This is a genomic window from Shewanella sp. HN-41, assembly GCF_000217915.1.
GTDB lineage: Bacteria > Pseudomonadota > Gammaproteobacteria > Enterobacterales > Shewanellaceae > Shewanella.
On record NZ_AFOZ01000014.1, the window covers coordinates 449,818 to 463,775 of the forward strand.

A 13,958-nucleotide genomic window follows, 5' to 3' on the forward strand; every position below is an offset into this window, starting at 1 on the left:
ATGTTGTCGCAGTTTTTCATTAAAAGACCGATATTTGCAGCCGTTTTGTCACTGCTATTTTTTATCTCAGGGGCGATCGCCGTTTGGCAACTGCCGATCACCGAATACCCTGAAGTTGTGCCGCCCACAGTAGTGGTGACTGCTAACTACCCAGGCGCTAACCCAAAAGTGATTGCCGAAACCGTTGCCTCGCCCTTAGAGCAAGAAATCAACGGCGTCGAAGACATGTTGTATATGTCATCGCAAGCCACCTCCGATGGCCGCATGACCTTGACCATCACCTTTGCGATTGGCACCGATGTGGATAGAGCGCAAACCCAAGTGCAGAGCCGAGTCGATCGCGCTATGCCACGTCTGCCGCAGGAAGTGCAACGCTTAGGTATTGTCACCGAAAAATCATCGCCGGACCTGACCATGGTGGTGCATTTGTTGTCACCGGATAACCGTTACGACATGCTGTATCTGTCTAACTACGCGGCATTAAACGTAAAAGATGAGTTAGCACGCATCAAAGGTGTGGGCGCGGTACGCTTGTTTGGCGCTGGTGAATACAGCCTACGTATTTGGCTCGACCCGAATAAAGTTTCGGCTCTGGGTTTATCACCCGCGGACATTATTGCCGCCGTGCGTGAGCAAAACCAACAGGCCGCCGCCGGCAGTTTAGGGGCGCAGCCTAGCGGCAATGCCGACTTTCAACTCCTGATCAACGTGAAAGGTCGTTTAACTGAACTGTCTGAATTTGAAGATATTATCATCAAAGTCGGTCAAAACGCTGAAGTGATCCGCCTAAAAGATGTCGCGCGAGTTGAATTAGGTGCAACCAGCTATGCACTGCGATCATTACTCGATAATAAGGATGCGGTGGCGATTCCTGTGTTCCAAGCATCGGGTTCTAATGCGATTCAGATTTCCGACGATGTGCGCGCCAAAATGGCTGAGTTGTCTCAGTCTTTCCCTGAAGGGCTAGAGTACGAAATCGTCTACGATCCGACTGTCTTCGTGCGTGGCTCGATTGAAGCTGTGGTCAAAACCCTGCTCGAGGCTGTGTTGCTGGTGGTGTTAGTGGTAGTGCTGTTCTTGCAAACGTGGCGCGCCTCGATCATCCCGCTGGTGGCTGTGCCTGTGTCTTTGGTCGGTACTTTTGCCTTTATGCATCTGCTCGGTTTCTCGTTAAACGCCCTATCGCTGTTTGGTCTGGTGCTGGCCATCGGGATTGTGGTGGACGATGCGATTGTGGTCGTCGAAAACGTTGAGCGTAATATTGCCGCTGGTTTAAGCCCGATTGCCGCGACACAAAAAGCGATGAAAGAAGTGACAGGCCCGATTGTGGCAACCACCTTAGTGCTGGCGGCGGTATTTATTCCAACGGCGTTTATGAGTGGCTTAACCGGGCAGTTCTATAAACAGTTTGCCTTGACTATCACTATTTCGACCTTTATCTCGGCCATTAACTCACTCACCTTGAGCCCTGCATTATCGGCTTTGCTGCTTAAAGGGCATGATGCGCCTAAAGATGGCCTCACAAGGTTAATGGATAAACTATTTGGTGGCTGGTTATTTACCCCTTTTAATCGTTTATTTAATCGTGCATCAGACGGTTATGGCTATTTAGTGCGTAAGGTTATCCGTTTTGGTGGCATTATCGGCCTAGTGTATCTGGGTATGGTTGCGCTCACGGGCGTGCAATTTGCCAATACGCCAACGGGTTATGTGCCTGGCCAAGATAAACAGTATTTAGTGGCGTTTGCCCAGCTACCCGATGCAGCTTCCCTTGAACGTACGGATACCGTGATCAAGAAGATGTCTGAGATTGCGCTTAATCACCCGGGTGTGGCGCACTCGATTGCCTTCCCTGGTCTTAGCATCAACGGTTTTACTAATAGTCCCAACTCAGGCGTGGTGTTTGTTGCGCTTGATGATTTTGAGTCGCGCAAGAGTCCTGAGCTGTCGGCCAATGCCATTGCTGGACAATTAAATCAGCAATTTGCTGGTATTCAAGACGCGTTTATTGCCATCTTCCCGCCGCCACCTGTGCAAGGCCTCGGCACTATAGGAGGGTTCCGTCTGCAAATTCAAGACAGAGCCAACCTTGGTTATGAGGCCTTGTATCAGGTGACCCAACAAGTGATGTACAAGGCGTGGGCCGATCCTCAGTTAGCCGGAATTTTCTCCAGCTATCAGGTGAACGTGCCACAACTTGAACTGGATATAGATCGAACCAAAGCGAAACAGCAGGCAGTGTCGCTCGATCAAATTTTCCAGACATTACAAACCTATATGGGCTCAACCTATGTCAACGATTTCAATCGTTTCGGTCGAACCTATCAGGTAAATATGCAAGCCGATGAGGCCTTCCGTCAAAGCCCGCAGCAGATAAGTCAGCTTAAGGTGCCTAACGTGAATGGCGATATGATCCCCTTAGGCTCCTTTATCAATGTCAGCCAGAGCGCTGGGCCCGATCGCGTGATGCACTATAACGGCTTTACGACCGCTGAAATCAACGGTGGTCCTGCGCCGGGCGTGAGTACAGGTCAAGCACAGGCGGCGATTGAGAAAATCCTCGCCGAGACCTTGCCCATAGGTATGACCTACGAGTGGACTGAGTTGACCTATCAGCAAATCTTAGCGGGTAACACAGGCTTGTTAGTCTTCCCGTTGGTGATCTTGTTAGTGTTTATGGTGCTGGCAGCCCAATATGAGAGTTTAAGCTTGCCATTGGCGATTATTTTAATTATCCCAATGACTTTACTCTCGGCGCTCAGTGGCGTGCTTATCTATGGTGGCGATAATAATATTTTCACCCAGATTGGTCTTATTGTCTTAGTCGGATTGGCAACCAAGAACGCTATTTTGATTGTGGAGTTTGCCAAAGAAAAACAAGACCATGGTATGGAAGTCATGGAGTCAATTCTCGAGGCGGCGCGCTTAAGACTGCGCCCCATCCTGATGACCTCTATCGCCTTTATTATGGGAGTCGTGCCTATGGTGTTCTCCACCGGGGCGGGCGCAGAAATGCGTCAGGCCATGGGCGTCGCGGTATTTGCCGGTATGATTGGGGTGACGTTGTTTGGCTTAATCCTAACGCCATTGTTCTACTACGCGTTAGCTAAACGCGGTCGTCGCAAAGTAGAAGCATTGGCTGCGCAATAGTTCTGCCTGTTCAACCTGTTAACAATAAAAAGACCTGCATTTGCAGGTCTTTTTTCGCCTTTAGCGGCTAAATATTAAGGGAGTTACTATAGTTAGGCTAGCGCATTAAATCAGGGAAATTCGATGAGTACTTTTCAGCCCCAAGAAATCCGCGTCAAAATTGATGTTCGGCATGCGCTGCTGGCCGTGGCGACCGTATTGGATTTTGTCGGTGTGGATGATTTACACCACGGTCATAGAGTGGCTTACATGGCTTACGAATGCGCCAATGTGCTGGGTTGGTCCGATGAAAAGAAGCAGTTTGCCTATTTTGCGGGGCTTATCCATGATTGCGGCGTCTCTTCCTCCGAAGAACACTTGCGTCTACTCAAATTAATGCAGCCGGAAGATGCAACTTCCCACAGTCGCCGCGGTTATGAGGCATTAGTGAAATGCCCGATATTAGAACGCTTCGCCTTAACAGTGCTTTATCATCATACCCCTTGGCTTGAGCTGCAATCCCTCGATATTTCTGAATTTGACCGTGATATTGCCGCATTGATTTTTCTCTCGGATCGCACCGACTTTCTACGGGCGCGCTATACCCATGGTTGCCATGAAGAACTCATCACCCTCCATGAAGGCTTAGTCGCAGATAATTTGCGGGCACACAGTGAAGTTCTCTTCGAGCCTCAGATGGTATTGGCCATGTGCCAGTTAGTCAGCAAAGATGGCTTTTGGTACAACATGAATTCGGTCCATATTGAGCAAATGGCCTTGGATTTTGAAGTTAATCAGTTGTACGACAAAGAATTAGGTATTGAAGGCGTTAAACAGTTAGCCAGATTTCTGGCACGGATTGTCGATGCTAAGAGCCCCTTTACCTTCCATCATTCGGATAAAGTTGCACTATTGGCAAAGCTTGTCGCCAAGGATTGCGGAGTATTGGATACCGATACCGAGTTACTGTTCGTCGCAGGGCTTTTGCATGATGTGGGTAAGCTTAAGACGCCTGACTTACTACTCCACAAGGACGGTAAGTTAACCAAGGAAGAATACTCGATCATTAAGCGCCATACAGTCGATACCGACCATACCTTAAAGAGTTTTTTTCCCAAGTCGGTGATTGGTGAGTGGGCTTCAAACCACCATGAGCGCCTCGATGGTTCGGGTTATCCCTTTAGTAAGCGGCAGGAACAGCTAGATCTACCTTCTCGCATTTTGGCTGTAGTTGATGTGTTTCAGGCGCTAACTCAAAAGCGTCCATATAGAGGTTCTTTACCGCTATCAGACATTTTTGACATTATGCAGCCTATGGTCGACAAAGGGCAGCTAGATGCTTATGTTTATAGCGTTTTGTTGGCTGATATAGATAATTTTTATCGACTTTCGACCCAAGAGTTTCAATCTTAGCGATCAGTAGCGTTAGGTTGGCGGTTAGAGCAGTAGGGGTTGGTCAATGGGATAAAACTGAGTTGCTGCATCAATCAATGATTTTGCAGTGAGTGATGGCACGCCATACACCTCAGCTTCAACACCATATTTTTGCGTTATCTTATCAAGTAAAAGTGAGAAGTCCCCATCGCCTGAAAGGAGTATCACAGTGTCCACATCGGGGGCAGCTTCTAAAACATCAATCGTGATACCGACATCCCAATCTCCCTTGGCTGAGCCGTCGCTACGTTGAATAAAGGGTTTCAGCTTCAACTCAAAGCCGATATGCCTTAAGGCATCTTGAAACTTTAACTGGCCATCATCTCCGCGATGAATGGCATAAGCCACAGCACTGACAATTTCCCCCTGTGCACTCAAGTGTTGCCAGAGTTTGCGATAATTAAACTGGCGCTGATAGGCCTCGCGGCAGGTGTAATAGATATTTTGTACATCGACAAAGAGGGCGATTTTCTTCAAGGGATTTGTATATTGCTATCTGGGGGAAGACTCCCCGCACTATAGCACAGCAAGATGGTAAAGGGCGCGAAAGGGGAATATTCACACTTGGTGTAACGGATTACCGCCTTTGAGTTGTACCAGAGGTATTTGAACTTCCGCTAAACGCCAGAGGATTTAAAGTATTGTGCCGGAGTGGTGCCAGTATATTGTTTAAAGAAGCTGATAAAGGCGCTGTCGCTGTTGTGCGTCGTGCAGATCTTGTAGGTTGGACAGAACGTAGAGGTAACTCTTCTGAAACCTAAATGAAAAAGCCAAGGGATGGCTCCCTTGGCTTTTATGATCTAAGCAAACGCGTTATTCACACTGTTTTACATACAGCGATAAATTAGGCTTTGGCCGTTTGTTCCTGTTGTTTGGCGGCCTCTTGTGCTGCTAATTCTTGAGCTTTAATGGCAGCTTCGAGTTTCGCTTCAACATAACCCGGTGAATGGGTGGCGGCCGAGATTAAACGGTACATCGCCGGGATCACGAACAGGGTTACAAAGGTCGCGAAGGCCATACCGAAGAACACCACTGTACCCACCGCGATACGGCTCTCTGAGCCCGCGCCCGTCGAGAAAATCAGTGGAATGGCCCCAACTAAGGTAGTGAAGGCCGTCATTAAGATCGGACGTAACCGACGGGTCGAAGCATCGATAATGGCCTTATCCAGTGCCAAACCTCGGTCACGCAGTTGGTTGGCAAACTCGACGATCAAGATACCATTTTTGGTCACCATACCAATCAACATGATCATGCCGATCTGGCTATAGATGTTAATGCCTTGACTGGTCACTAGCAGGCCGAGGAAACCGCCGAATACCCCCATAGGCACGGTAAACATCACCACTAAGGGGTTGATAAAGCTTTCAAATTGCGCTGCTAATACTAAATAAGCTACCAGTAGTGCGAGACCGAACACAATCAGAATACTGCTCTGGTTTTCTTTAAAGTCCTTAGATTCGCCCGTATAACCGATGGAAATATCCTTAGGCAATAGCTCAATGGCCTTGCTATCCAAAAACTTCAATGCTTCGCCCAAGGTGTAACCTTTGCTGATGTTGGCCTTTAAGGTAATCGACTTTTGCTTATTGGTGTGGCTGAGTTTTTGCGCCGAGGCCACTTCTTCGATATGGGTTACTGTATCGAGCGTGACTAACTCGCCCTTGGCCGAGCGCATATAGATCTGACTCAAATCGCCGACGTTATTAAAGCTATTTTCGTCGCCCCGCAGATACACATCGTATTCTTCGCCTCGGTCGACATAGGTGGTCTCTTTACGACCGCCTAGCATGACCTCTAAGGTTTGTGAGACTTCATCGACGCTGATCCCAAGCTCCGCCGCACGTTCTTTATCGACGGTAACAATCAACTCTGGTGTGGTTTCGGCGTAGTCTAAATCCGCGCCTTCCATCATAGGGCTGGCGTTGGCTTCTTCTTTTAATACCTGTGCCCATTTAAACAGTTCGGCATAATCTGAGCCGCCGAGCACAAATTGTACGGGTTCACTCGATTGCCCCCTAAAACCTGGCATCATAGGGCGAACCATCACATCGGGAATATCTTTCAAAGCGTTGCTGATAATGCCCAGAGCCTGCTGCGCCGTCACATGACGACGCTCCCAGTCCTCTAGCTGCATGATCACAAAGCCCGTTTGATCGCCCGCGCGGCCACCAAACGCCGGAGCTTGCACGCTGAAGGACCGCAATACGCCTTGGCCGAGGAGGGGCATCAGTCGGTCTTCGACTATGTCCATGTTTGCCGTCATTCGGTTATAACTGGTTCCTTCGGCGCCTTTAACGAAGGCGAACAGTACGCCGCGGTCTTCCTGCGGCGCTAGTTGTGATGGTACCTGTTGCATCAACCATACACTGCCGCCGACACAGGCGAGGATCACCAGTGGCGCCAGTAATCTAAAGCGAATGGCATGGGTGACTCCACCGCGGTAAACCCTTTCCATGCGCGCAAAACCACTGTCAACGAAACGATTGAAACGGTTCGGTTTAACATTGGCTTTCAGGAGCTTACTGCTAAGCACTGGGGTTAAGGTTAAAGCGATTAAAGATGAGAACAGTACTGAAACCGCCAGCATCACCGAGAACTCGGTAAAGAGTAAACCCACCATGCCCTCCATAAAGGAGATTGGTAGAAACACCATTACCAATACCGCAGTAGTGGCCACGACCGCAAAGCCCACTTCCCGCGTGCCTTTGTAAGCGGCAAGCAGCGGCTCTTCACCGCGCTCAATATGGTGGAAAATATTCTCAACCACCACGATGGCATCGTCGACGACGAGGCCAATCGCTAGGATTAATGCCATGAGAGTCAATAGGTTAATAGAATAACCAAACATATTGGCGGCGATAAAGGCCGAGATCAGTGACACGGGCACTGTCACTGCGGGGATAAGCGTGGCTCTTACTTGTCCGATAAAGATATACAGCACTAATACCACAAGGGCACCGGTGACATAGAGGGTGTTGTAGACTTCATTAATCGAGCGGTCAATAAACACTGTTGAGTCAAAATCGACCACGAGACTCGTGCCTTCGGGCAAAAAGTCTTGAATTCTATCGACTTCTTTATGGACTTCCTGTGCTACCACTAAAGGGTTTGCATCGGACTGAGTGATCACCCCTAAACTTAAGTTAACGATACCATCACTCTTAAAGGTGGAGTTTTCGTTCTGCGCGCCAACGGCAACATCGGCTACATCTTTTAAATAGATAGGCGTGCCATCGCTGGCGGTACGTACCACTAAGTAATCAAAATCCTTAGGTGTGTAGTAGAGCCGTTTGGTCCTTACCGACATCACTGTGGTGTCATTACGCACTTGGCCGCCGGGAGTTTCGACGTTTTCTTTACGCAGCGCGTTAGTAATGTCGGTGACTGTGACATTGCGTCCCGCCATCTGCTCGGGTCTGAGCTTGACGTACATGACCTTGTAGAGGCCGCCTGAGATGCTAATCGAACTCACGCCGCTGATCAGGCTAAATCTGTCTTCTAATACCCGCTGGGCGTAATCGGTGAGTTGGGTTCGGTCCATCACACTCGAGCTTAAATTCACATAGACAGAGGGCTCGCCGGAACCATTGTCCTTAGAAACCACGGGATCGTTGGCATCCTCGGGCAAGCGGCGCTGGGCACGGGCCACGGCGTCACGCACATCACTCACCCCTTCGGTTAAGTTCCAACCGAGCAGGAATTTAACCGTGATCCGTGAGCTGCCATTGCGGGTAGTGGAAGTGATCTCATCGATACCACTGATCCCCGTCAGTTCATCTTCGAGGGTCTTAGTGATTTGGCTTTCCATGATGGCGGCCGAGGCGCCGGAGTAACTGGTACTGACGGTCACCACAGGGCTTTCGACATCGGGCATTTCCCGCACCGAGAGCTTAGTGAAGGACACTAAGCCGAAGACGCACAGCAGTAGGCTTAAAACGATAGCGACGACGGGGCGCTTAACTGAAACATCGGACAGCCACATTATTTGCTCTCCGTTGCTTTAACGTCTGATTGGACCGTAGGGTTATTACCAGTGTTCTTTGCTTCGAGGGCGACTTCATTGATTTTTAAACCATCGCGCATATTCACTAGCCCTTGAACTACCACTTTATCGCCAATCTTAAGGCCACTCTCGATAAGCACTTGATCGCCAACGCGTGCGCCTAGAATCACTTCGGTGCGGTGGGCAATATGATTGTCTGCGACTATATAGACATAGCGTTTGGTTCCCGAGTACTCCAAAGCCTGTACTGGCACAATAGGTGCCGAAATCGGCGGGAAGGTGATGGTGGATGACATCATCATGCCGGGTTTTAAGCGGTTTTTTGCGTTTTCAAATTGCACACGGATCTTCAGGTTTAAGGTTTCTTCATTCACGCGGGGATCGATGGCGATCACTTTGCCAATAAAGGTTTCGCCTGGCCAAGCACGGCTGGTGGCCGAGACGGGCATGCCAATGCTCAGCTGTGATAGAAAATGTTCCGGCACTTGTAGGTCGAGTCGCATGCTGGATAAATCATCCAGCGTCATCAACTCAGTGCCTATGCTTACCATTTTGCCTTCACTGAAATTAATCAGGCCAGTTTTTCCGGCAAAGGGGGCGATCAGTGAATGGTAATGTAAGTCTGCCTGCGCCGAGGCGAGTCGCGCTCTGGCGATATCGACACTGGCCTTTTGGGCATCGATCTCGGTTTGGGTGATGGCGTTGCGGCTGATGAGTTTTTCAAATTCCCTAAGTTTTCGGGTTTCATCATTTAAAAAGGCATTGGCTTCGGCTATGGCGGCTTGGGCCTTCATATCATCGAGTTCGATAAGCAGTTGGCCTTGCTTAACCGATTGGTTAGAAGTGACAGCTATTTGTTTAATTTTCCCGGTCACCTGCGGCGCGATCACTACGGCACGCTCGGCGGCGAGTTTACCGATTAATGAAATGGATTGTGCTAGTGGGTGCTCGACCACTTCACCCGTGACCACGGGAACTGTGCGCATTAAATGGGGGGCACTTTCGGGTTTCGCCGCTTGCAATACATCACTAAAACTCACAGCGGTGGCAACCGCTGCAATTAAGGCAATGGCTATTATGGTTTTTTTCATTGTAATGATTATCTCGCACAAAGACGGTTAAGAGGTGATAGCGCTTTAGGCGCTATTCTAGTGAATAACCGGCGGCTAGTGGGTAAAAGTTTGTAAAGTTAACTACTAGAAAGTGAAAGAAATTGTGTTTTTTGTAAGTAGAGCACGCTTTCATTTTTTTGACACTCTCACCAAGGGTAAAATGGCTTACTCCTGAGGCTAGGGATATGCTTGTGTTTGTGGTTTTTCTATTGGGGCTAAAGCCGATTTGATCTGAGGATATTGGCTTAAAATAGCGGCTAGACTGCCATCTTTTCTCATATTTTCAAGCCCTTTATTAAATTCATCCACCAGTGTTAAGTGATCTGTTACTGCTAAGGATACGCCTAAATGAAATACCTCAGTGGCGATAGGCTGACCTACTTGCTCAAAGATATCGGTATATTCATCGGGATGCTGCTGGATTAAATACTCCGCTAGGTTATGGCCAATCAATACTAAATCGATACGTTTTAAAAATAACTTTTTAAGATTCATTTCATCGGAATTGCCATCTTCAGTCGTCAGCCCTGCGGCAAAGATTTCGGGTGGGTTGGCGTAGCCTCGACCGATCCCAATAGTGTAAGGCTTGAGATCTGAAAGTTGGTTAAAACTTAATGGCTTATCTTTACGTTTATAAAACACAATCTGTATGGGGTGAATAGGGTCAGAATAGCGTGCCCATTGTTCACGTTCTTTGCGATACCAGAGTCCTACAATACCATCGGCTTGCCCCGTTTTGACTAGCAGGGCTGCTCGGGCGAAGGGATAAAACCTCAAACTGGCATGGTAGCCTCGACGTTTAAAGGCCTCTTTAACGACCTGTGCAATCCCACCTTGCTCGGGTAATGCATCGGTATAAAAAGGGGGATAATTCGTGGCGACTAACTGAAGTTCACGGCCCGCAAAAGTGTCTGGAATATAGCCCGATAGCAGTAGCATTAAGCTCGCTATCAGAGGTAACGTTTTCTCCATATACACTCCAGCACCTTAGTGAGTTGTATTTGGATTGAGTATAGAGTGTGTTGACGTTTCAGGGTTAATTTTGCAGGATTTGGCTGGCTTTTATGTAAGACAAAGTCCGTGCTGCGTAGTAATGCTAGGTAAACGGACGCTAACGCAGCAGAAACGTCAACCAAACACTGTCCGAATAAGGGGCTGGCAAGCGCTTATTTTCTGTCATAGGAGCTGCTTATCATTTGAGTAAAATGGCAGCTTTTTATCCTCGTTTCGCGATCGTGCGCTTGTCTTGGTGAACGAAATGCAACCATCAAATCTCAGTACACCCTAGAGTGGCTCAGTGAATTGCGTTCTAAGATCGTTTACCCACAGCTCGGGTTGGCCGTAATAGCGGCTGATATTAATGGCGGTTATTTTGCCGTCATTCGCCTCTATTGCCATCGAAGGAAAACCTTGAGCGCCTATCAGATTCAGTAATGCTCTGGATTCAACAATATGCTCATATAGCTTGTCTTCACCTTGGGCATAATGCAGCGCAAAGCCTATAGGGTCGAGCCCAAGTTCAGCGGCTAACCTTGCGAGATTACCTTCATCACTGGCGCAGTGACCATCACGGTAATGGGCGCGTTGTACTGAGTGTAGATAGGCCAAACTGTCGCCACCCATAGCTTCGACGGCGAGCATGGCTTTAATAGGAGGCGCCGAGTCGAGTACGATTGTGGTATCGCGCAGCAGACCATCAAAATAGTTTTCCCCAAAGGGTTGTCCGGTTAGTTCGCTAATACGCAGATCGTGGGGCATAACATAGTCGCGCCAGTTGGCATCGATTTGTTTGCGTCTCGGGCCCGTGAGCATACCGCCGCCGTGGAGCTTAATGGTAAAACCAGCTTTGGCGGCGGCATCGAGCAGTGGCGCTGCGGCATAACACCAACCGCATAAAGGGTCAATAATGGCATGCAGAGTGCGCTCTTTGGCAGCCAGTGTTCTGTTGGCTGAATTTGCTGAATGAACTGTTGGGTGAGTCATAGTGTTAAACCTTTTGGCTTAAGTTCGTCGCTAAATTCGCTACTTAAAGCCCTTTGAAATCATTGATTAAAATAGTTTAGTTGGTACAGTTATTTAGCTAAAAATGGCACGCAGTCGCTCACGTGCCCATCTTTAACTGTTTGCACTTAAATGCTTGTACCTAATCACCTGTATATTAAGTGCCGGACTTACATAGGCCAGCTCATTTCGCCCATGTAAACTTTGGCGCCGATCTCAAGCCCTGCATCGGCGGGCATTTGTGGGTATAGCGCCAGCATCTTCTGGATTAGTTTGGTTGAATTTTTTGATGTTTTTGCCGCAACTTCAAAGGCTTTCACATATTCACGGGTAAAACCGATGGCGCGGGTATCAAATCGCGCTTCGCCTAAGTAATGCCCTGGGATCACTGTGGTCGGCTGCAGTTTTTCCATCGCATCTAAATGAGTTAACCATTCTTGACGCTCTGGGGCTGTTTGAGTGTCAGCCATCCAAACATGGGTGTGATCAAAGACTTCTACACCACCTGTGATGGTGTTTGCCGAGGGCACCCACAGGAAAGTGTGTTTAGGGTGCTTATCATTAAAACCTTTGATGATCACTTGCTCACCGTCGATAGTAAAAGTATTGCGGTGAACGGCCTTAGGTAACACTAATTCCCTTGGCGCATTGTCCTTTAAAATCGGCCCCCAGTAGGCAAGTTTGCCCGCCATTGAGGCCTTAATCGCATCGACTGTAGTTTGGGTTGCGACCACTTCAACCTGTGGGAAGTTTTGCTTAATCAGATCCAGCCCAAAGTAAAAATCCGGATCGCTGTGGCTGATATAGACCAAAGTGAGCTTTTTACCGCTAGCTTTAATGGTATCCACTAAGGTTTGGGCGTCGTTACGTTGAAATTGTGCATCGACCAGCATCATCTCGTGCTCGCCGCTGATAAAGCTCGATGACACGGCAAAGATACTGTTTTCACCCGGATTAAAATGGCTCACTTGCAAAGGTGCGGCCTGAGCCGTGCCCATTGCCGCAACGAACATGGCGGCGGCTAACTGGAGTTTAAAGGAGGTCAAGTTTAGGTTATTCGATAGTGTCATTTCTGTACTCACTGATTCATTCAAATAGGCATTCGTCGATTTGCACAGCTGCAAAAGTGAGCTCAGTTTAGGTTGCAAAAAACGTTAGATAAACACGGAAAACTGCGCTTATTTGTTGCATAATTCGGATGAATTGGGATTTTAAAACGGATTATTCAGTGCAAGGCAATCAACACAAAGGGTGGATAAACCATGGATAGACTCGAAGCGGCAAAGGTGTTTGTGACTATTGTCGAACGGGGCAGCATGATTGGCGCCGCCGAGGCGTTAGATATGTCGCGCTCTATGGTGACCCGTTATTTGGCCGAGATGGAAGAATGGTCGGGCGCCCGTTTATTGCACCGCTCTACAAGACGTTTGAGCCTGACCGGTGCTGGCGAACAAGTGCTCGATTATTGCCACAGGTTGCTCGAACTGGCTAATGAAGTACCAGCAGTCAGTCATGCCAGTGTGGCAATCCCGCGGGGATTACTCCGCATTAGCTGCTCACAATTTATGGCACATCAGATTTTAGCGCCTGTGGTACAACAATATTTAGCCAATTATCCACAGGCGAGTGTGAATTTTCACGTGAGTAGCCAAACTGTCGATCTGGTCGCCGAGCGGATTGATTTGGCAATCCGCATCACCAATGAACTCGACCCCAATCTTATCGCAAGACGGTTAGGGGAGTGCGAGTCTGTGGTGTGCGCCGCGCCGAGTTATCTCGCCTCCCGCGCAGCCATTACTCACCCAGAGGATTTGACCCAGCATAACTGCTTAACCTATTCCTATTTTGGCGATGTGATGTGGCGTTTTACCCAAGTCAGCTCGGCATCGAACAAAATGCAGGGCAGTGAGTTGGGTCAGGCCCTTAATATTCCCGTTAAGGGGAATTTGAGTGCCAATGACTCTATGGTGGTGCTTAATGCCACGCTGGCGGGTGAGGGGATTGCCATGCAGCCGCTATGGGCGGCGAAACCCTATTTAGATTCGGGCCAGTTAGTGCCTTTGCTAACGGAGTTTAAGCCGCAGTCTCTGGGAGTATATGGGGTGTACCAATCCCGCAAACATATGCAGCCCGCACTCAGGGTGATGATGGATATGCTGGTGGTCTACTTTGCTAGCTTGAAATAATGCCAAAGTCAGCGGTACTCATAGCGTAACTGGATGCCATAAAAAAGGAGCTTAACCCGTTCGAGCTAAACTCCTTTTTATAGGCTTGTA

The 13,958-nt window shown here is 48.6% G+C and carries 9 protein-coding genes and 1 pseudogene; 3 read left to right on the forward strand and 7 right to left on the reverse strand.

What is annotated here, in order from left to right:
* Both SOHN41_RS04635 and SOHN41_RS04640 read left to right on the forward strand, forming a co-directional pair.
* Positions 1-3,150, forward strand: a complete 3,150-nt coding sequence (locus tag SOHN41_RS04635; protein ID WP_007646129.1) for an efflux RND transporter permease subunit — start codon at positions 1-3, stop codon at positions 3,148-3,150.
* Positions 3,151-3,273: 123 nt separating this feature from the next.
* On the forward strand, positions 3,274-4,542 hold the full coding sequence (locus tag SOHN41_RS04640) for an HD-GYP domain-containing protein (RefSeq protein ID WP_007646131.1): 1,269 nt from the start codon (positions 3,274-3,276) through the stop codon (positions 4,540-4,542).
* A 24-nt stretch (positions 4,543-4,566) separates the two neighbouring features.
* On the opposite strand, the gene SOHN41_RS04645 is transcribed toward SOHN41_RS04640, so the two are convergent.
* The 7 genes and pseudogenes from SOHN41_RS04645 to SOHN41_RS04670 all read right to left on the reverse strand — a co-directional run bounded on the left by SOHN41_RS04645 (position 4,567) and on the right by SOHN41_RS04670 (position 12,752).
* Entirely contained in the window at positions 4,567-5,040 is a 474-nt protein-coding gene (locus SOHN41_RS04645; RefSeq protein WP_007646133.1) for an NYN domain-containing protein, read from the reverse strand.
* Positions 5,041-5,180: 140 nt separating this feature from the next.
* Positions 5,181-5,264 (reverse strand): annotated as a pseudogene (locus SOHN41_RS20285) (AraC family transcriptional regulator); the annotation flags it as partial.
* A gap of 143 nt (positions 5,265-5,407) precedes the next feature.
* Positions 5,408-8,548, reverse strand: coding sequence for a multidrug efflux RND transporter permease subunit (locus SOHN41_RS04650; protein WP_007646135.1), 3,141 nt, complete (start codon positions 8,546-8,548; stop codon positions 5,408-5,410).
* Complete coding sequence (locus SOHN41_RS04655; protein ID WP_007646137.1) at positions 8,548-9,660, reverse strand: efflux RND transporter periplasmic adaptor subunit; 1,113 nt, start codon at positions 9,658-9,660, stop codon at positions 8,548-8,550. The genes SOHN41_RS04650 and SOHN41_RS04655 overlap by 1 nt, the downstream gene beginning before the upstream one ends.
* 198 nt (positions 9,661-9,858) lie before the next feature.
* Positions 9,859-10,653 (reverse strand): substrate-binding periplasmic protein, encoded by a 795-nt coding sequence (locus SOHN41_RS04660; protein ID WP_007646139.1) that lies wholly within the window; start codon positions 10,651-10,653, stop codon positions 9,859-9,861.
* A 312-nt stretch (positions 10,654-10,965) separates the two neighbouring features.
* Positions 10,966-11,664, reverse strand: coding sequence for a DsbA family protein (locus SOHN41_RS04665; RefSeq protein ID WP_007646142.1), 699 nt, complete (start codon positions 11,662-11,664; stop codon positions 10,966-10,968).
* Positions 11,665-11,852: 188 nt separating this feature from the next.
* Positions 11,853-12,752 (reverse strand): MBL fold metallo-hydrolase, encoded by a 900-nt coding sequence (locus tag SOHN41_RS04670; RefSeq protein WP_007646144.1) that lies wholly within the window; start codon positions 12,750-12,752, stop codon positions 11,853-11,855.
* 192 nt (positions 12,753-12,944) lie between these two features.
* Between SOHN41_RS04670 and SOHN41_RS04675 the strand changes: the two genes are divergently transcribed.
* A complete protein-coding gene (locus SOHN41_RS04675; RefSeq protein WP_007646145.1) occupies positions 12,945-13,868 on the forward strand; it encodes a LysR family transcriptional regulator in 924 nt (307 codons plus the stop codon).
* The last annotated feature ends 90 nt before the right edge of the window (positions 13,869-13,958 follow it).

What these genes read in the sequence shown, in the direction of transcription:
- SOHN41_RS04670 (WP_007646144.1), bottom strand. Translation starts at nt 12,752, where the DNA reads ATGACACTATCGAATAACCTAAACTTGACCTCCTTTAAACTCCAGTTA.
- SOHN41_RS04640 (WP_007646131.1), top strand. Translation starts at nt 3,274, where the DNA reads ATGAGTACTTTTCAGCCCCAAGAAATCCGCGTCAAAATTGATGTTCGG.
- SOHN41_RS04660 (WP_007646139.1), bottom strand. Translation starts at nt 10,653, where the DNA reads ATGGAGAAAACGTTACCTCTGATAGCGAGCTTAATGCTACTGCTATCG.
- SOHN41_RS04675 (WP_007646145.1), top strand. Translation starts at nt 12,945, where the DNA reads ATGGATAGACTCGAAGCGGCAAAGGTGTTTGTGACTATTGTCGAACGG.
- SOHN41_RS04635 (WP_007646129.1), top strand. Translation starts at nt 1, where the DNA reads ATGTTGTCGCAGTTTTTCATTAAAAGACCGATATTTGCAGCCGTTTTG.
- SOHN41_RS04655 (WP_007646137.1), bottom strand. Translation starts at nt 9,660, where the DNA reads ATGAAAAAAACCATAATAGCCATTGCCTTAATTGCAGCGGTTGCCACC.
- SOHN41_RS04650 (WP_007646135.1), bottom strand. Translation starts at nt 8,548, where the DNA reads ATGTGGCTGTCCGATGTTTCAGTTAAGCGCCCCGTCGTCGCTATCGTT.
- SOHN41_RS04665 (WP_007646142.1), bottom strand. Translation starts at nt 11,664, where the DNA reads ATGACTCACCCAACAGTTCATTCAGCAAATTCAGCCAACAGAACACTG.